The sequence below is a fragment of the Pantoea sp. B65 genome (genome assembly GCF_047308185.1).
GTDB lineage: Bacteria > Pseudomonadota > Gammaproteobacteria > Enterobacterales > Enterobacteriaceae > Erwinia.
The window spans coordinates 587,792-604,853 of record NZ_JAHXPU010000045.1 but is presented as its reverse complement, the minus strand read 5'-3'; the positions used below and the strand labels follow the sequence as shown (position 1 = coordinate 604,853).

General features: G+C 54.6%; 14 protein-coding genes. 10 read left to right on the top strand and 4 right to left on the bottom strand.

What is annotated here, in order from left to right:
* On the top strand, positions 1 to 1,635 hold a 1,635-nt coding region (locus JWF83_RS26730; RefSeq protein WP_413653533.1), incomplete at its 5' end, for an RHS repeat-associated core domain-containing protein.
* 87 nt (positions 1,636 to 1,722) lie between these two features.
* On the opposite strand, the gene ydfG is transcribed toward JWF83_RS26730, so the two are convergent.
* The gene (gene ydfG / locus JWF83_RS26725; RefSeq protein WP_413653532.1) at positions 1,723 to 2,469 is read right to left on the bottom strand and encodes a bifunctional NADP-dependent 3-hydroxy acid dehydrogenase/3-hydroxypropionate dehydrogenase YdfG; all 747 of its coding nucleotides are present in this window, start codon (positions 2,467 to 2,469) and stop codon (positions 1,723 to 1,725) included.
* Positions 2,470 to 2,872: 403 nt separating this feature from the next.
* On the opposite strand from ydfG, the gene guaD reads away from it, so the two are divergent.
* From guaD to JWF83_RS26685, 8 genes are all read left to right on the top strand, one after another.
* Complete coding sequence (guaD, locus tag JWF83_RS26720; RefSeq protein WP_413653531.1) at positions 2,873 to 4,204, top strand: guanine deaminase; 1,332 nt, start codon at positions 2,873 to 2,875, stop codon at positions 4,202 to 4,204.
* Entirely contained in the window at positions 4,201 to 5,643 is a 1,443-nt protein-coding gene (gene xdhA / locus JWF83_RS26715; protein WP_413653530.1) for a xanthine dehydrogenase small subunit, read from the top strand. The genes guaD and xdhA overlap by 4 nt, the downstream gene beginning before the upstream one ends.
* The gene (gene xdhB / locus JWF83_RS26710) at positions 5,633 to 7,999 is read left to right on the top strand and encodes a xanthine dehydrogenase molybdopterin binding subunit (RefSeq protein ID WP_413653529.1); all 2,367 of its coding nucleotides are present in this window, start codon (positions 5,633 to 5,635) and stop codon (positions 7,997 to 7,999) included. Before xdhA ends, xdhB begins: the two co-directional genes overlap by 11 nt.
* A complete protein-coding gene (gene xdhC, locus JWF83_RS26705) occupies positions 7,986 to 8,759 on the top strand; it encodes a xanthine dehydrogenase accessory protein XdhC (protein WP_413653528.1) in 774 nt (257 codons plus the stop codon). The genes xdhB and xdhC overlap by 14 nt, the downstream gene beginning before the upstream one ends.
* A gap of 79 nt (positions 8,760 to 8,838) precedes the next feature.
* On the top strand, positions 8,839 to 10,974 hold the full coding sequence (dcp, locus tag JWF83_RS26700) for a peptidyl-dipeptidase Dcp (RefSeq protein WP_413653527.1): 2,136 nt from the start codon (positions 8,839 to 8,841) through the stop codon (positions 10,972 to 10,974).
* A 50-nt stretch (positions 10,975 to 11,024) separates the two neighbouring features.
* Entirely contained in the window at positions 11,025 to 11,918 is an 894-nt protein-coding gene (bla, locus tag JWF83_RS26695; RefSeq protein WP_413653526.1) for a class A beta-lactamase, read from the top strand.
* A gap of 122 nt (positions 11,919 to 12,040) precedes the next feature.
* Complete coding sequence (locus JWF83_RS26690; protein ID WP_413653525.1) at positions 12,041 to 12,811, top strand: hypothetical protein; 771 nt, start codon at positions 12,041 to 12,043, stop codon at positions 12,809 to 12,811.
* 88 nt (positions 12,812 to 12,899) lie between these two features.
* A complete protein-coding gene (locus JWF83_RS26685; RefSeq protein ID WP_413653524.1) occupies positions 12,900 to 13,379 on the top strand; it encodes a hypothetical protein in 480 nt (159 codons plus the stop codon).
* Positions 13,380 to 13,430: 51 nt separating this feature from the next.
* Here the strand turns inward: JWF83_RS26685 and hpxO are convergent, their stop codons facing one another.
* On the bottom strand, positions 13,431 to 14,588 hold the full coding sequence (hpxO, locus tag JWF83_RS26680; RefSeq protein WP_413653523.1) for an FAD-dependent urate hydroxylase HpxO: 1,158 nt from the start codon (positions 14,586 to 14,588) through the stop codon (positions 13,431 to 13,433).
* Positions 14,589 to 14,835: 247 nt separating this feature from the next.
* On the opposite strand from hpxO, the gene JWF83_RS26675 reads away from it, so the two are divergent.
* Positions 14,836 to 15,501 (top strand): hypothetical protein, encoded by a 666-nt coding sequence (locus JWF83_RS26675; RefSeq protein ID WP_413653522.1) that lies wholly within the window; start codon positions 14,836 to 14,838, stop codon positions 15,499 to 15,501.
* An 8-nt stretch (positions 15,502 to 15,509) separates the two neighbouring features.
* On the opposite strand, the gene JWF83_RS26670 is transcribed toward JWF83_RS26675, so the two are convergent.
* Together JWF83_RS26670 and JWF83_RS26665 are read right to left on the bottom strand one after the other, a co-directional pair.
* The gene (locus JWF83_RS26670) at positions 15,510 to 16,487 is read right to left on the bottom strand and encodes a YopJ family acetyltransferase (RefSeq protein ID WP_413653521.1); all 978 of its coding nucleotides are present in this window, start codon (positions 16,485 to 16,487) and stop codon (positions 15,510 to 15,512) included.
* A gap of 117 nt (positions 16,488 to 16,604) precedes the next feature.
* The gene (locus JWF83_RS26665; protein ID WP_413653520.1) at positions 16,605 to 16,910 is read right to left on the bottom strand and encodes an ArsR/SmtB family transcription factor; all 306 of its coding nucleotides are present in this window, start codon (positions 16,908 to 16,910) and stop codon (positions 16,605 to 16,607) included.
* Positions 16,911 to 17,062 lie beyond the last annotated feature (152 nt).

The following is a 17,062-nucleotide window of genomic DNA, read 5'->3' as shown; positions in this document are numbered from 1 at the left end:
TTTGCCGCTTACACCCGCAGCTACCTTTATGATCGCGGCGGTAATCTGACGCGGATACGCCATAGCGCACCCGCCAGCGGCAACAACTATACCACTGATATCACGGTATCCACCCGCAGCAACCGGGCGCTGATCAGCAACCTGACGGCAGAGCCGGCGCAGGTGGAAGCGTTTTTTACCGCCGGCGGTCAGCAAACCCGGCTGCAGCCAGGCCAGAGTCTGAACTGGACAGCGCGCGGCGAATTGCTGCAGGTGACGCCGGTGGTGCGCGACGGTCAGCCCGCAGACCACGAAAGCTACCGCTATAACAGTGACAGCCAGCGCATCATTAAAACCAGCGTGCAGAAAACCGGCAACAGCACGCAGACGCGGCGCGCGCTCTGGCTGCCGCGGATCGAATTACGCAGCCGCTACAGCGGGGAGAGTTTAAGTGAGGCGTTGCAGGTGATCAGCGTTGGCGAAGCGGGACGCGCACAGGTGCGGGTGCTGCACTGGCTAACCGGCAAACCGGACGGCATCAGTAATAATCAGCTGCGCTACAGCTACGATAATCTTGTCCACAGCAGCGAACTGGAACTGGATGCTGACGGCAATATTATCAGCCAGGAAGAGTACTATCCGTATGGCGGCACCGCGGTGTGGAACGCACGCAGCCAGCCGGAGGCTGACTATAAAGCCATCCGCTACGCCGGCAAAGAACGTGATGCCAGCGGGCTCTACTACTATGGTTACCGCTATTATCAGCCATGGGCGGGGCGCTGGCTAAGTGCGGATCCGGCGGGAACCGTCGATGGGTTAAATCTGTTTCGCATGGTGAGGAATAATCCTCTGACCCTGACTGATAACAACGGTAAGGCACCGGTGTACCCTGCCAGCGCAGAAGAGAAGCCAACGGAGGTTGTTTCAACATCCGCCAGTATGGCTCAGCAGCCTGAAGGTGGTGTCGCAGGCGCCGGCAGGCAAACAATCTTTCCCCGGTTAACCAGCGTGGTGCAGACAGAAAATATTATGAATCGGGAATTCCACTACGCGATTCATCAGTTAAGCGCCAGATTTAAATTAGTCACCGATGTGGTTGCTCAGGGGGAGCAACTGATTATTACCGCTCACGCTGATTACGCTCCCTGGAGTGGAGATGTGACAATACCCCCCGGAGTGACAGTCAAATTTCTCAACCCGCATAATAGCTACCTGACTGATATTGATATTCGTGATGTGGTGTTAGGCGCAGATAAAACCTTTGTTTCAGTCAGCAGCGCGGGGGCGGAGCCTGCAACGCGCGAGGCACATGCTTTATTAGCAGAAGGTGGATTATTGCCATTAACCGGTAGCGCTACGCCGGGAAAGGTAAGAAATTATCGGCTGGCTAAATTCAGGATGGATACGATTGGTATGGTGGCCGAAGCGCTGCATGCCAGCCGCAATTATGCCAGTCGGGGGATTGCGCTTAAATCGGACTTTCTGCTTATCCGCGGGCGCATGGATATCCGCGGGATTTTTATTAATCCAACGTTACAGGAGATTTTTGACGCGCTGGAAGCAAACAATATTAAATATACTAATATTGTCGCCGCATTTTGCCGCGGCGGGGCCTTTAAACCGAATAAATCATTTGACCCGAAAAGGCCAGCTTAACAAGGCAAAGCGTTCACCCTGTAACTACCCTGCCGTGAGGGTAAACAGAGCCCGGGTATCCCATTCTGCAGATACCCGGGGAAAGCATCAGTCTTTATGCACCTTCAGCCCTGCCAGTGTCTGGCTGACCGGCATCATCTCCAGGCTGTTAATATTGACATGTTTCGGCAAGGTAGCGACCCAGTAAACCGCTTCGGTCACATCTTCCGGCGTCAGTGCGGTGGTGCCGTCATAGACTTTACCGGCTTTATCATCATCGCCTTTAAAGCGCACATTTGAGAACTCGGTACCGCCGACCAGGCCGGGCTCAATATCGGTGACGCGCAGCGCGGTGCCGTGCAGATCGGTACGCAGATTCAGGCTGAACTGCCGTACAAAGGCTTTGGTGGCGCCGTACACATTGCCGCCGGCATACGGCCAGCTGCCGGCAATGGAGCCGATATTAATAATATGACCGACATTGCGTTCCACCATCGCCGGCAGTACCGCGCGGGTCATATACATCAGCCCCTTATTATTGGTGTCGACCATATCGTCCCAGTCATCGACATTGGCTTTATGTGCCGGTTCGATACCCAGCGCCAGGCCGGCGTTATTCACCAGCACATCTATATCACGCCATTCTGCCGGCAGAGTAGCCAGCGCCGCTTCAATCCCTGCGCGATTACGCACATCAAGTTGCAGAGTATAGAGATTCTCGCCAAGTTCCTCTTTCAGCGCCTGCAGACGCTCGACGCGGCGGCCGGTGGCAATCACTTTGTGACCATTAGCGATAAACCGGCGGGTGATACTTTGACCAAAACCGGCGGTAGCGCCAGTAACAAAAATAATCATCTCACTGTTCCTCAACGTGTTTCGGGTAATTAACACCTTATCACTTCACCGCAGGGGCGTTAAGAACTGAATCTGCCCGCCGGCAGGAAAGTCTGCACAGCAATAGGGCGCAATCGGGCGCTGATGCGTCCGAATGGTGCACTCCATCACAGCATGATAAGAAACCGTGCGCCAGATGGCGCTGAAAACAGCAAAGCAAACGTTTGCAACTGCAGGCAACCGTTTGCGTGCTATTTATTTTATTTATCGCCTGAATTTGTCGAATGATAAATCTATCTCATTGTTAATTATGGATTTAATTAACTTATTAACACTGGCATCACTTTTGCATTTCATTTAACCAGCATCTTATCTGCTATTACTCAGCGAGAAAGAGACGCTCTTTCTCTATAAAGGAATTGCTATGTCAGTTAACTATACTCAAGCTATTCGTGGGCGATTTTTCGATATTACCGCCACGGTTAACCAGCCAGAACAACTGGCTGACCATGCGCGCTACCTCGAAGATGGGCTATTGCTGATCAATGAAGGACGCATTGTCAGTCTGCAAAGCTGGCAGCAGGGGTGTGGTTTACTGAACGATCAGCGCCAGCTGCTGGATTATCGTGACCGGCTGATGGTGCCAGGCTTTGTCGATACGCATATTCACTACCCACAGACCGAAATGATCGGCGCCTTTGGCGAGCAGTTGCTGGAGTGGTTGCAGCAGTACACCTTTCCGGTGGAAAGCCAGTACCACTGTCCGCAGCATGCCGCCAGAATGTCGGCGTTTTTCCTGCATCAGTTACTGAGCAATGGCACCACCACCGCGCTGGTATTTGGCACCGTGCATCCGCAATCCGTCGATGCGTTGTTTACAGCGGCTGAACAGCTTGGAATGCGCCTGATCGCCGGTAAGGTGATGATGGACCGTAATGCGCCGGAGTATCTCACCGAGAGCGCCGATGACAGTTATCAGCAGACACGTGCGCTGATCGAACGCTGGCATAATCGTGGCCGGCTGAGCTACGCCTTAACGCCGCGTTTTGCTCCTACCTCATCACCCGAACTGCTGGCCAATGTCCGTCGGCTGCGCCACGAGTTTCCTGATACCTGGGTACACACCCATTTAAGTGAAAATCCGCAGGAAGTGGCGTGGGTAAAATCACTGTTTCCCGAGCACAGCAGCTATCTTGACGTCTATCACCAGTATCAGCTGACCGGGCGCCGCAGCGTATTTGCCCACTGTTTGCATCTTGAAGAGCAGGAGTGGGATTGCCTGCACCAGACCGCATCATCGATCGCTTTTTGTCCGACCTCTAATCTGTTTCTCGGCAGTGGCCTGTTTGATCTGCAAAAACGCTGGCATAAGCAGGTCTATAGCGGCATTGGCACCGATGTCGGCGCCGGCACCACCTTTAATATGCTGCAAACCCTCGGTGAAGCCTACAAAGTGGCGCAGCTGCAGCGCTATAAGCTGTCGGCCTGTGAAGCTTTCTATCACGCCACGCTGGGCGGGGCGCAGGCGCTCGATCTGGATGACAAAATTGGCAACTTTAATCCCGGTAAAGAGGCCGACTTTGTGGTGCTCGATCCGGCAGTTTCTCCGCTACAGCAGCTGCGTCATGGCAACAGTCGGGATATCTGGGAACAGCTATTTGTGCTGATGACGCTGGGTGATGACCGTAATATTGCCGCCACCTGGGTAAATGGCGAGTGCGTCTGGCAGCGCGACAGCATGGAGAAAGCCGCATGATCCAATTTTTACTTAATCAGACGCTGGTCAGCGAACAGGATATTGACCCCAACCTCACCGTGCTGAACTATCTGCGTAACCATAAACAGCGTTGCGGCAGCAAAGAGGGCTGTGCTTCCGGTGACTGCGGCGCCTGCACCGTTACGCTGGGAAAAGCAGTTAACGGCGAGATGCGCTATGAAACCATCAACAGCTGCCTGACGCTGGTCAGCACCTTACAGGGTAAACAGCTGATTACGGTGGAAGATCTGAAACAGGGTAACCAGCTCCATCCGGTACAGCAGGCAATGGTGGACTGCCATGCTTCGCAGTGTGGTTTCTGTACGCCGGGTTTTGTGATGTCGCTGTTTACCCTACAGAAAAACAGCCGGCACTGGGATCGTCATCAGACTGAAGAGGCGCTCGCCGGCAATCTGTGCCGCTGCACCGGTTACCGCCCGATAGTCGATGCCGCGCGCCAGGCGGGTGAAAATGGCGCGGATGACAGCTTCGATCGCCAGCAGCAGCAGGTGGCGCAACGGCTCACGGCATTACGCTCCGATCAGCTGCAGGAGATTGCGTTAAAGGGTAATCGCTGCCTGTTGCCGAAAACTGTGGCGCAGCTGGCGGAACTCTACCTGTTGCATCCACAGGCCAGATTACTGGCGGGCGGTACCGACTTATCGCTGCAGATTACTCAGCAGTATCAGACGCTGCCGCTGCTGATTGCCCTGGAACAGATTGAAGAGCTGAAACAGTGCCGGCTGGATGAGCAGGAGATAGTGCTGGGCGCCGGGGCGTCGCTGACCCACTGCTACCAGCTGTTGAAAACACAGATACCTGGTTTTGCGCAGATCCTGCAGCGCTTTGCTTCGTTGCAGGTGCGTAATCAGGGTACGCTGGCAGGCAATATCGCCAATGCATCACCGATCGGCGATACGCCGCCGATGCTGCTGGCGCTGAATGCCTCCCTGATTCTGCAACAGGGATCGCAGCAGCGACGCTTGCCGCTGGAGCAATTTTTCCTCTCTTACCGCCAGACCGTGCTGCAACCTGGCGAGTTTATTCGTGCCATCGTGATACCTAAAGTGACAGCGTCACATAATTTTCAGGCATGGAAAGTGTCCAAACGCCTCGATGACGATATTTCAGCGGTATTCGCCGCCTTTAATCTGCAGATTGAGCAGGGGGTGATCCGCGATGCCCGCGTGGCCTTTGGCGGTATGGCGGCGATCGCCAAACGTGCCGCGGCCTGTGAGCAGCAGCTGTGCGGACAACCTTTTAGCAGCGCGACCATCGAAAAAGCCTGTCGGGCGCTGGAGCAGGATTTCCAGCCGTTAAGCGATTTCCGTGCCAGCGCCGGTTACCGGCTGCAGGTGGCAAAAAATCTGTTGCGCCGTTACTACCATCAGCAATGCGGCGAACTGACGATTACGGAGGTAGCAGGCTATGTCTCGTAATCGTCCGGCGGTAGCCGAAGCAGTGATTGAGCGGCAGTATCTGGCCGGGATCCAGACTGGCGTCGGCCGCAGCAATAAGCATGAAAGCGCGGAGAAACATGTTACCGGCGAAGCGATCTATATTGATGACCGGCTGGAATTCCCCGGTCAGCTGCATCTCTGCCCGCGTTTGAGTGAACACGCCCATGCGTTAATCACCCGCATCGATACCAGCCCCTGTTACGCCATTCCCGGCGTGGTGCAGGTATTAACCTGGCAGGATGTGCCGGGCGATGGTGATATCGGTCCGCTGGAGCCGGGCGATCCGCTTATGGCGAAAGATCGGGTGGAGTATGCCGGTCAGGTGATTCTGGCGGTCGCGGCGGAAACACCGCAGGCGGCACGGGCAGCGGCGCAGGCGGCGATTATTGAATATAAGCCGCTGACCCCGCTGCTGGATGTGAAGCAGGCGCTGGAACAGCGCAGTTTTGTGCAGGAGCCGCATATCCACCAGCGTGGCGATGCGGATGCCGCGCTGGCGCGCGCGCCGCATCGGGTTAGCGGCGAATTTCATATTGGCGGCCAGGAGCATTTCTATCTGGAAACCCAGGTCGCGATGGTTATCCCCGGGGAAGATCATACTCTGCAGGTGTTCTCCTCAACCCAAAATCCGACCGAAGTACAGAAGCTGGTCGCCTCGGTGATGGGCATCAGTATGAATAAAGTGACCATCGATATGCGGCGCATGGGCGGTGGCTTTGGCGGCAAAGAGACCCAGGCCGCCGGCGTTGCCTGTTTGTGCGCCATCGCGGCGCGGCGCAGCGGGCGCCCGGTAAAGATGCGTCTGGCGCGGCGTGACGATATGCAGATTACCGGTAAACGCCATCCGTTTTATGTTCGTTACGAGGTTGGCTACGATGATGACGGGCGCTTTTGCGGCGTAAAAATTGATCTGGCCGGCAACTGTGGCTACTCGCTCGATCTTTCCGGTTCGATTGTCGATCGCGCCATGTTTCATGCTGATAACGCCTATTACCTTGGCGATGCGCGCATTACCGGCTACCGCTGCCGCACCAATACCGCCTCGAACACCGCCTATCGCGGTTTTGGCGGTCCGCAGGGGATGGTGGCGATTGAGCAGATTATGGATCATATTGCGCGGGCGCTGCGCCTCGACCCACTGGAAGTGCGCAAACGTAACTACTACGGCAAGCACGATCGCAATATCACCCATTATCACCAGCAGGTGGAAGATAATCTGCTGGAGGAGATGACCGCCCAGCTGGAGCAGAGTGCAGATTACCAGGCGCGTCGGCGCGAAATCAGCGCTTTTAACGCCGCCAGCCGCTTTATCCGCCGCGGTCTGGCGTTAACCCCGGTGAAGTTCGGTATCTCGTTTACTTCCAGCTTTCTTAACCAGGCCGGCGCGCTGCTGCTGATCTACACCGACGGTACGGTGCAACTGAATCACGGCGGCACGGAAATGGGACAGGGGCTGAACACCAAAGTGGCGCAGATCGTCGCCGAGGTATTGCAGATCGAGGTGGATCAGATTCAGATCACCGCCACCGATACCGGCAAGGTACCAAACACCTCGCCGACCGCGGCCTCCAGTGGTACCGACCTGAACGGTAAGGCGGCGCAAAACGCCGCGGAAATTCTGCGGGAACGCCTGGTGGCAATGCTGTGTAAGTTACATCACTGTCTGCCGCAGGCGGTCAGTTTCAGCAATGGCATTGTCAGAGTCGGCGACAAACATTTCACCTTCGCTGATGTGGCGCAGATGGCCTGGCTGAATCAGGTACCGTTGTCAGCCACCGGTTTCTATAAGGTGCCGGGGATTCATTACGATCGTCAGGCCGGGCGCGGCACGCCGTTTTACTACTTTGCTTATGGCGTAGCCTGTGCCGAGGTGGTGATCGATACCCTGACCGGCGAATATCGTCTACTGCGCGCCGATATTTTACATGACGTCGGCGCTTCACTGAATCCGGCAATCGATATCGGCCAGGTGGAAGGCGGCTTTGTGCAGGGTATGGGCTGGCTGACCAGCGAAGAGCTGGTATGGAATGATCGCGGCCGGCTAATGACCGATGGCCCGGCCAGCTACAAAATTCCGGCAATTGCCGATGTGCCGGCGGATATGCGCGTGACGCTGGTCGAGAACCGGCGCAATCCGCAGGATACCGTGTTTCACTCAAAAGCGGTGGGAGAACCGCCGTTTATGCTGGGGATTTCGGTGTGGTGCGCATTGCAGGATGCGGTCGCCAGCGTGGCTGACTATCAAACCCATCCGCTGCTTGATGCGCCCGCCACGCCGGAGCGCGTATTCTGGGGCGCCAGCAGGCTGGCGGGAGGTAACAATGATTTATCATGACTGGATCAGCATCCTTGCGGAGCTACGCGCGAAACGCGAACCCTGCGTATTAGTCACGGTACTGGAGGAGAAAGGATCGGTGCCGCGCGACAGCGGCAGTAAAATGGTGGTCACCGGCGACCACAGTTTTCTCACCATTGGCGGTGGCCATCTGGAATATCAGTGCATCGCGCAGGCGCGGGCGATGTTGCAAAACGGCCAGCAGGCGCCGCACAGCGAGCATTTCTCTCTGGGAGCGCGTCTCGGGCAGTGCTGCGGCGGCATGACTACCATTCTGTTTGAACCACTGATGCAATTGCAGCCGCAAATCGCCGTGTTTGGCGCCGGCCATGTCGGTCAGGCGCTGGTGAATCTGCTGTCTACGTTACCCTGTCACGTAAACTGGGTGGATGAGCGCGAAGGGCAGTTCACCCAGGTACCGGCCGGAGTTAGCGTTTGTCAGGCCGAAGATCCGCTGGAGCAGGTAGCCGCGATGCCTGCTGGCAGCTACTTTATTGTGATGACTCACCACCATCCGCGCGATCTGGAGCTGTGCGAAGCGATTCTGCGTCGTGGCGATTATCGCTATTTTGGCGTTATTGGCTCGGCAACCAAGCGGCAGCGCTTTGATTACCGGCTGGAGGGCAAAGGATTCAGCCGTGAGCAACTGGCAACCATGCGTTGTCCTATTGGTTTACCTGACGTCAAAGGAAAATTGCCGGCAGAAATTGCGGTGGCAATCGCCGCTGAAGTTATTGCCGTGTATCAACGCGCGGCATAACCGCTGATTTCGCGGCTGACGACATTCTGCTTCCGGGCTATGCTTTTAACTTCACGGACAGGGAAAGGAATGTAAGGATATGCGCTTACCGATATTGTTGCTTGCCGCCGCGCTGGCTGTCAGCGTCAGCGCGGCGGCAGTGGAGAGTCATCAGGAGAAACCCGCCATGTCAGCCGATCTACCGAATCCATTCAGTCAGCCGAGCCGTTTACCGTTCCAGACTCCCGCCTTTGATCAGATCCACGACAGCGATTACCTGCCGGCGATAGAGGCCGGGATACAGCAGAAACGCAGCGAGGTACAGCGCATCGCCGACAATCCTGCCGCGCCTGACTTCGATAATACCTATGTCGCGCTGGAGCGCAGTGGTCAGCTGTTAAAACGCGCTACCACGGTATTCAGCGCCATGACCTCGGCGAATACCAACGATCGCTTGCAGGAAATTGATGAACAGACCGCCCCGAAACTGGCAGGTCTTGAGGATGAAATTAAGCTTAACAGTAAACTCTTTGCCCGCCTTGATGCCGTTTATCAGCAGCGCGACAGCAGTCAGCTGACGCCGGAGTCCCGCCGTTTAATTGAGGTTACCTGGCAGGCCTTTAAGCTGGCGGGCGCCACCCTCTCTGATGGCGACAAACAACAGCTGAAAGCGCTGAATCAGGAGGCGGCGACCCTCAGCACCCGCTTTACCAACCGTCTGTTGGCCGCCAGCAAAGCCGGCGCACTGGTAGTGAGCGATAAAAGCCAGCTGGCAGGGCTGAGCGCGACGGAGATTGCCGCCGCCGCCGATGCCGCCAGTCAGCGCGGCTTGCAGCATCGCTGGCTACTAACGCTGCAAAACACCACCCAGCAACCGGCATTACAAGCCCTCAGCCAGCGCGACAGCCGCGAAGCGCTATTTAATGCTGCCTGGCAGCGGGCGCAAAAGGGCGACGATAACGATACCCGGCAGATTATTGCGCGGCTGGCGCAGGTGCGCGCCAGTCAGGCGAAGTTGCTCGGCTTTAGCAGTTATGCGCAGTGGAAATTACAGGACCAGATGGCGAAAACGCCGCAGGCGGCGCTGAGCTTTATGCGAGAAATCGTTCCCGCCGCCACGGCGCGCGCCAGACGCGAAGCGGCGGATATTCAGGCGGTGATCGATCAACAGCAGGGTGGTTTTAAACTGGCTCCCTGGGACTGGTTTTTCTATGCTGAGCAGGTGCGGCGTGCGCGCTATGACCTCGATGAAGCGCAAATTAAGCCTTATTTTGAGTTAAATAATGTGCTGGAAAAAGGGGCGTTTTATGCCGCCAACCGGCTGTACGGCATTACCTTTAAACAGCGCACCGATCTGCCGGTTTATCATCCGGATGTGAAGGTGTATGAGGTTTTTGATCATGACGGCAGTTCGCTGGCGCTGTTGTATACCGATTTCTTTAAGCGTGACAGCAAAGGCGGCGGCGCCTGGATGGGCAACTTTGTTGAGCAATCGAAGCTGCTCGGCACAAAGCCGGTAGTATATAACGTCTGCAACTATGCTAAGCCGCTGGCCGGACAACCGGCGTTACTCTCCTGGGACGAGGTGATTACTCTGTTTCATGAGTTTGGCCATGCGCTACACGGGATATTTGCCGATCAGCAATACCCGAGTATTTCCGGTACCGAAACCCCGCGCGACTTTGTCGAGTTCCCGTCACAGTTTAACGAGCACTGGGCCAGCGACAGTGAAGTATTTAAACATTTTGCCCGCCATTACCAGACGGATGAACCGATGCCGCAGGCGTTACATGATAAAATTATTAAAGCCGATAAATTTAACAAAGGTTACGATATGACGGAACTGCTGTCTGCCGCGCTGCTGGATTTGCACTGGCACAGCCTGACCGCCGACCAGCCGCTGCAGGATGTCGATCGCTTTGAGCAGAGCGCATTGCAGCAGGACAATATTAATCTGGCGGAAGTGCCGCCACGTTATCGCTCCAGCTACTTCCAGCATATCTGGGGCAATGGTTATGCTGCCGGCTACTATGCCTATTTATGGACCGAAATGCTGGCAGATGATGGTTTTCAGTGGTTCCGCGAACACGGCGGTTTGACGCGCGAAAACGGGCAGCGCTTTCGCGATATGATCCTGTCGCGCGGTAACAGTAGCGATCTGCAGGCGCTGTATCATCAGTGGCGTGGTCGCGAACCGGATATTGCGCCGATGCTACTGAATCGCGGGCTGAAATAACGTTAATCGTGGACGGGGCGCAGGAAGCCGCCCCATAGCAAGGAGCTAATATGCCGGGGTTTAATCTTTCCCGCCGGCGCGGCCTGCTGGCGTGCGCCGGTTGTGCCGCCGCCTTACTGCTGGCGCCGCAAGCCGTGCTGGCGCAACCGCCAACGCTGGCGGAGCAATTACGCGCGCTGGAGCTTGCGGCGAATGGCCGTATTGGCGTGGCGCTGTTTGATAGCGGTTCACTGCGTCAGTTGCACTATCGCGGCGATCAGCGCTTTGCCATGACCAGTACTTTTAAGGTACTGGCAGTGGCGGCGATATTACAACGCAGTGTGCAGCAACCCGATCTGCTGAATAAACGCATCCGTTATAAGCAGAGTGAACTGGTGACTTACTCCCCGCTGACCGGGAAAAATCTGTCACAGGGAATGACGGTGGCAGAACTTTGTGCGGCGGCAATTGAGCTAAGCGATAACTCCGCCGCCAATTTACTGTTACGCGAGATTGGCGGCCCGCAGGGGGTAACAAAACTGGCGCGCGCCTTAGGTGATGAGAAGACCCGTCTTGACCGCCGGGAAACCGCGTTAAACAGCGCGATTCCCGGCGATGCACGCGACACCACCACGCCGCGCGCCATGGCCGGGAATCTGCTGCAGCTGGCGCTGGGTAAGGCCTTGCCTGGCGCGCAACAAAAATTGCTGATTCAGTGGCTAAAGCAGAGCCAAACCGGGGCGCAGAGCATTCGTGCCGGTCTGCCTGCCGGCTGGCAGGCAGGGGATAAAACCGGCGCCGGAGAGTATGGCACCACCAATGATCTGGCGATCCTCTGGCCACCGCGGGGTAAACCGCTGGTACTGGCCATCTACTTTACCCAAAAAAGTCAGCATGCCGCAGCGCGGCGCGATGTGCTGGCCAGTGCCACCCGGCTGGTGCTGGCGGCATGGGAAAAAGGTTAAATTGATCACGGGGCATGATATTGCCCCGGCGGCCATCACTAAATTAGCGAATTGTGGAAGCCGGATGCGATCTTCCCCTTTAGCATGCGCGCGTTGATCTTAATATATTGGGGAGATTCGTTGTGCCAGGAATGAATATAGGCCATGATTATCACACAACGCCGGCTGGCCAGTATACAAAAATCCAGGAGCCAGCAGTTAATAATAATAGTGCGCTGACGCAGACGCTGAAAGGTGTACAAAATAGCGTTAAAACGCCGGGGAGTGAAAAGTATTTTACGCAAAGAACCGAGGTAAATGACATTGCACGTGTCATCGGGCATATTGGTGATAAGATTCTGGAAGATAATAGCATTAATTTTGTCAAAGCCAGCAGCAAAACCGAGGCGCTTATTGCGATTATAAAAAGTAAAGTGAATAGCCTTGAGGCTGACAAGCAAGTTTGTCAGATGGAAATTGAACGCGATAATCAGCAGGTTGCTACCCATAAACGTTATATCAGTGAGCTCAGCACTCTGCAGTCCCGTTATGTCAGAATTAATTTTAAGGGTAGTTTTACCGCCATCAACAATAATTTATCCGGTTTAATCGCACGGCTTTTCAATAGTGAATATCAGGCCTCGATTAAACGGGTAGATGAACAGTTTGAGACAAGATCACGCCATACCATCCTGCAAAGAATGCATGTGAAAATCGATAATCTTGACCGTCAGATTGCCAGCCAACAACAGAAAATCCATACTCTGGACCAAAAAATCAATGCGTATCAGGCTCATGAAAAAAAACTGTTGTCAGCGAACAATTATTTTCACCAGCAAGCTAACGGCCTGTCCGCGCATCGGGTAAAAGCCCCCGCGCCGCTACCGCCGGCCGCCGCAAAACTTAGCCGGTAGCCATATGTATATTAGCGAAATATGGAAGTAAACAGCGAACCGCAGTTTTAGCATAGCGAGATTATTTCAACCATCAGGAAGCGAATAAATGAGCGATCTCTCTGTCGGTGGCGGAAGTTCTTATCCGGTCACCAATGCGTTTAATTTACCTGTTAATAATTTGGATACTCAACATACCGTTTTCAATCATATTAACTTCACCGGGAATGTGTCTGAACAAATAAATCGTGTGCTGGACAACATTGCCAGTCATCTTGGTGTCGCGGATGTTCAGTTTAAAAGCAAAAATGGCCAGCAGGAGGAAATGCAGAAAGCCATGTTCTTAACGGGTCTGGTTAGCGCCAGGTCATTACAAAATAAAATGGACATTAACTATTTTCAAAGGACCGATATTGATCGGAATAACAGACTGACTGATGCTGAGAATCAATTAAAACACCATCTGGCGCTGACACAGCAGCTGGAGGGAGTAAAGTATAATATTGCACAACAACAGCAACTGCAGCTATCAGTGGATAATACCGTCGACAGTGGTTTTATTGCGCGCCTGCCTGACGGCCGCCGCTAATACTATCGCAACAATCGCGGGTCAGCTGCGGCTGACCCGCCGCGGCAGCGGTTACTGCAGCGGGCCGCCCAGAATGGTTTCGCACATACCGGCAAGGATACGCTCACCGGTTTCCTGTTTCAGTTCCTGGTACCACTGCTCGGTTACCGCCATCTCTTTACCGTGGGTGACATCGCAGCGTTTGCGTGCTTTCAGCACCAGATCTTTCACCCGCCAGGCGCGTTTCTGCTGATAACGCAGCAGGGCATCTTCAATTCCCAGCGAATTAGTTTGCAGCGCGGTAGCCAGCACTATCGCATCTTCCATCGCCGCGCAGCCACCCTGGCCAATATCCGGCGTGGTGCTGTGTCCGGCATCACCCAGCAGCGCCACGCGCCCTTTGACCAGCTGCATAAAGGGTTCGATATCGTGAATTTCGATACGGTTGGTGGTTTGCGGATCGATACTGGCAATCAGTTGCTGTACCGGCGCTGCCCAGCCGGCAAAATAGCGCAGCAGATCGGCGCGTACCGTGCTGCGATCTTCCGTCAGTCCCTGCGGCAGGGGTACATCAAAGAAAAAGTAGAAGCGGTTGTTACTCACCGGCATCAGCGAGACACGTTTGCCTTCGCCGACAAAGGTGGTCCATTGATCGGCCGGGGCAATGCTGTTATCAATCTCCACCAGACCATTCCAGTTAACATAACCGGCGTAGCGCCGGTCGGTGTTATAACCTAAAACATGCTGACGGATCACCGAGTGGGTACCATCGGCGGCTATCAACAGGTCGCCACTGGCTTCACTGCCATCGGCAAAAAAAGCCGTCACGCCACTGGCGGACTGTTCGACCCGGGAAACTCGTTTACCAAACTGCACCGCGTCGCGACCATAGGTATCCAGCAGCATGGCCTGTAGTTCGGCACGCGCCACCGGGTAGGGGCGTTCACCAACGCTTTCGATCAGCGGATTCATACTAAAGCGCGTCAGGGTCTGACCCTGCCGGTACTCGTTATAAGCCATATAGTGCATCGGACCGCCGAGGGCGCGCAGCGATTCTTTCATGCCAAGGTAATTCAGGCATTTCACGCCATTTGGCCAGATTGATATTGCGGCGCCGACCGGTTTAATCTCTGTTACCGCTTCGTATACAGCCGTTTCAATACCAACACGTCGCAGCGCAATCGCTGCACAGATCCCGCCAATACCGCCACCAATCACTATCGCTTTCATTTTATTCTCCTGTCAGTCTTATCAGGAAAAAGCAATTTTTGTACCAGTTTGCGCAACAGCGCAAACCGGCTTGTATACAATTTTAAGCCGGTAAAGCAACCGTTTGCGGGGCGACAATGGGGCGTTACGCTGGCACAATGAGCGATAGTGGTGCAACAGCAGGGCAAGGTGCGCCACAATAATCACTGGTCATCGCCGGCATCAGCGGTGATAGTAAAAACCATCCGTGAGTTAGCGAGACTTAATAATGAAAATTGCCTGTTTACATGCCGCCGACAGCAATATTGCGGTCTTCCGGCACAGTTTGCAGCAACTGGATCTGACGCATGTTGCTCTGATGCATCAGGTGGAAGCGCAATTACTGGCGGATGCTGAGCAGGCGGGGTGCCTAACGACGGCGATCATCGATCAAACCCGCGCGGCGATTACGCAACTCTGTCAGCAGGCAGAGGCGGTGATCGTCAGCTGCACCACTCTCGGCGCAGCGGCGGCGGATGCCAGTCAGTTTAGTAAACCGGTGGTGCGGCTGGATGCGGCATTAGTGCAGCAGGCTTTCACTGGCAGTAGCAATATACTGGTTCTCTGCGCGGCGCCTGTCACCGTTGCATCAACCCGCGCCCTGTTTTTACAGCGACAGAGTGCGGCGCAGCGGGTCACGGTAGAGTGGGTACCTGCTGCCTGGGCGCGGTTTAAAGCCGGGGAAATGGCGGCTTATCAGCGCTGTATCGCAGAGTATGCTAATGATTATCTGCGCCGGCATCCCGGCATCGATTGTCTGGTGCTGGCGCAATCCTCAATGAGCGCCGCCGCCAGTTTAATGACATCCGGGATAAGGATACTTAGCGCACCGGCCGCTGGCTTACAGGCAGCGGTGGCGTTAATTAGCGGCGCCGCCAGCATCAGGCCGACATAAAAAAGGGGCTAAGCGTCCTTCTCAGAGCGGCTGCCATTCTGCTGCTGAATTGCCCGATCAATTAATTTCTGTCTTTTATGCTGAATCGATCTGCTGTAAACCTCGCTATCTTCCGGTGCGGCATATTTTGTCGCTTCAGTACCGTCCGACCTGATAATTATTTTATTCTCCACATAGCGCTCCATCAGCGTCTTCTGGTTGCCATCACGATATGTTGCCGCGCCGGGATGATTCTCCAGGTATCTTCTGATGCTGGAACGGAAATGTGCATGCTTCATAAAATCGGGAGGCAGGAGACGATCGACTGCATCGTCTTCCAGGTATCCCTCAGTCAGGCCGCTAATCTTACCTGCCAGATTTAACTGGTGAATATGATCGAATTCAGCCACATTTTTGGCCATTTTAAGCGCGTAGTGCAGGGCAAATATCACCGCATCAACAGTATATTGTTGCGCATCAACCACCAACGCTATACAGGATACCCCCGGTAGAGTATTGATTAATGCAATAATCTCTTTCAGCTCGTAGTGCTGTTCGCTAATGCAGGCCGGATCAAGGGCAATGACTGAAATTTTCCCGTCGCTGTTTTTCTTTACTTCGAAGGTAACAAAGTGCGGCGTATCTGAAATTTTAATCATAAACCTTTGCAGATCAAACGGTAAACCCGCCTTGATCTCATTAACCAGACTCTTTGCAGAGGGCAACCATGACAACTTCAGATGTTCATTACGGGTATTTTCTGTCGCAATAAATTGTGGCAGGTGTTGTTCATCCAGCCTGGCGATAACAAGTTCCGGGTGCTTTCTTTCAGTATAAAAATCATCAACGCGTGCTTTATATTTCTGCAGCGCAGCAGGCGGGGCAGGAGTATTTTTGATACTGCTAACGTTAACGGCCAGAGCGAGAGGTTGACCAGCAGGGGGCAAAAGAGGGTCTGCTGCTGTCGCAGAGTGCGCAGGAACAGTGAATGGCGTTATTTCTGACATAGTATAAATCCCATCCTGGTTATAAATATCTGACTGCCATCGGCAAACAATAAGATAACAATCTTTTCATAACCATTACGCCGTCGCTTCCATATTACGACTGCCTGCGGGGGGTATTTAACGGTTCTCCATCACCTGCAGTAACGTATCCAGTAGGCCAGGAAAGCGGGCATCCAGGTCTTCGCGGCGCAGTGAAATTAAATTCTCCCGCCCCTGCGGCCGTTGCCAGATCACGCCGCTGTCACGTAATACCCGCCAGTGATGGGTCATAGTGGACTTCGCCACATCGCGGCGCAGCAGGCCACAGGCCTGTTCCCCCTGGCTCGCCAGCGTTTGCACAATCTCCAGCCGCAATGGATTGCCGAGAGCAAAAAGCACATTTTCCAGGCGAAGTTGTTCACGTTCGGGGTGATTGGCGATCATAATATTCCTGTAACGATGACGGTCTGATACGCAGCGGCAGGGCTGCGGAGCGCTAATATAACAAAGTGTGGCGGCAATGCCACAGCTGACAGCAGATTCCTCCATCGGTAACAGCGATGACTAAAATAGTTCGTATATACTCGTACTATTGT

Coding starts and splice junctions, on each gene's coding strand:
- ydfG (WP_413653532.1), bottom strand. CDS start 2,469: ATGATTATTTTTGTTACTGGCGCTACCGCCGGTTTTGGTCAAAGTATC.
- guaD (WP_413653531.1), top strand. CDS start 2,873: ATGTCAGTTAACTATACTCAAGCTATTCGTGGGCGATTTTTCGATATT.
- xdhA (WP_413653530.1), top strand. CDS start 4,201: ATGATCCAATTTTTACTTAATCAGACGCTGGTCAGCGAACAGGATATT.
- xdhB (WP_413653529.1), top strand. CDS start 5,633: ATGTCTCGTAATCGTCCGGCGGTAGCCGAAGCAGTGATTGAGCGGCAG.
- xdhC (WP_413653528.1), top strand. CDS start 7,986: ATGATTTATCATGACTGGATCAGCATCCTTGCGGAGCTACGCGCGAAA.
- dcp (WP_413653527.1), top strand. CDS start 8,839: ATGCGCTTACCGATATTGTTGCTTGCCGCCGCGCTGGCTGTCAGCGTC.
- bla (WP_413653526.1), top strand. CDS start 11,025: ATGCCGGGGTTTAATCTTTCCCGCCGGCGCGGCCTGCTGGCGTGCGCC.
- JWF83_RS26685 (WP_413653524.1), top strand. CDS start 12,900: ATGAGCGATCTCTCTGTCGGTGGCGGAAGTTCTTATCCGGTCACCAAT.
- hpxO (WP_413653523.1), bottom strand. CDS start 14,588: ATGAAAGCGATAGTGATTGGTGGCGGTATTGGCGGGATCTGTGCAGCG.
- JWF83_RS26675 (WP_413653522.1), top strand. CDS start 14,836: ATGAAAATTGCCTGTTTACATGCCGCCGACAGCAATATTGCGGTCTTC.
- JWF83_RS26670 (WP_413653521.1), bottom strand. CDS start 16,487: ATGTCAGAAATAACGCCATTCACTGTTCCTGCGCACTCTGCGACAGCA.
- JWF83_RS26665 (WP_413653520.1), bottom strand. CDS start 16,910: ATGATCGCCAATCACCCCGAACGTGAACAACTTCGCCTGGAAAATGTG.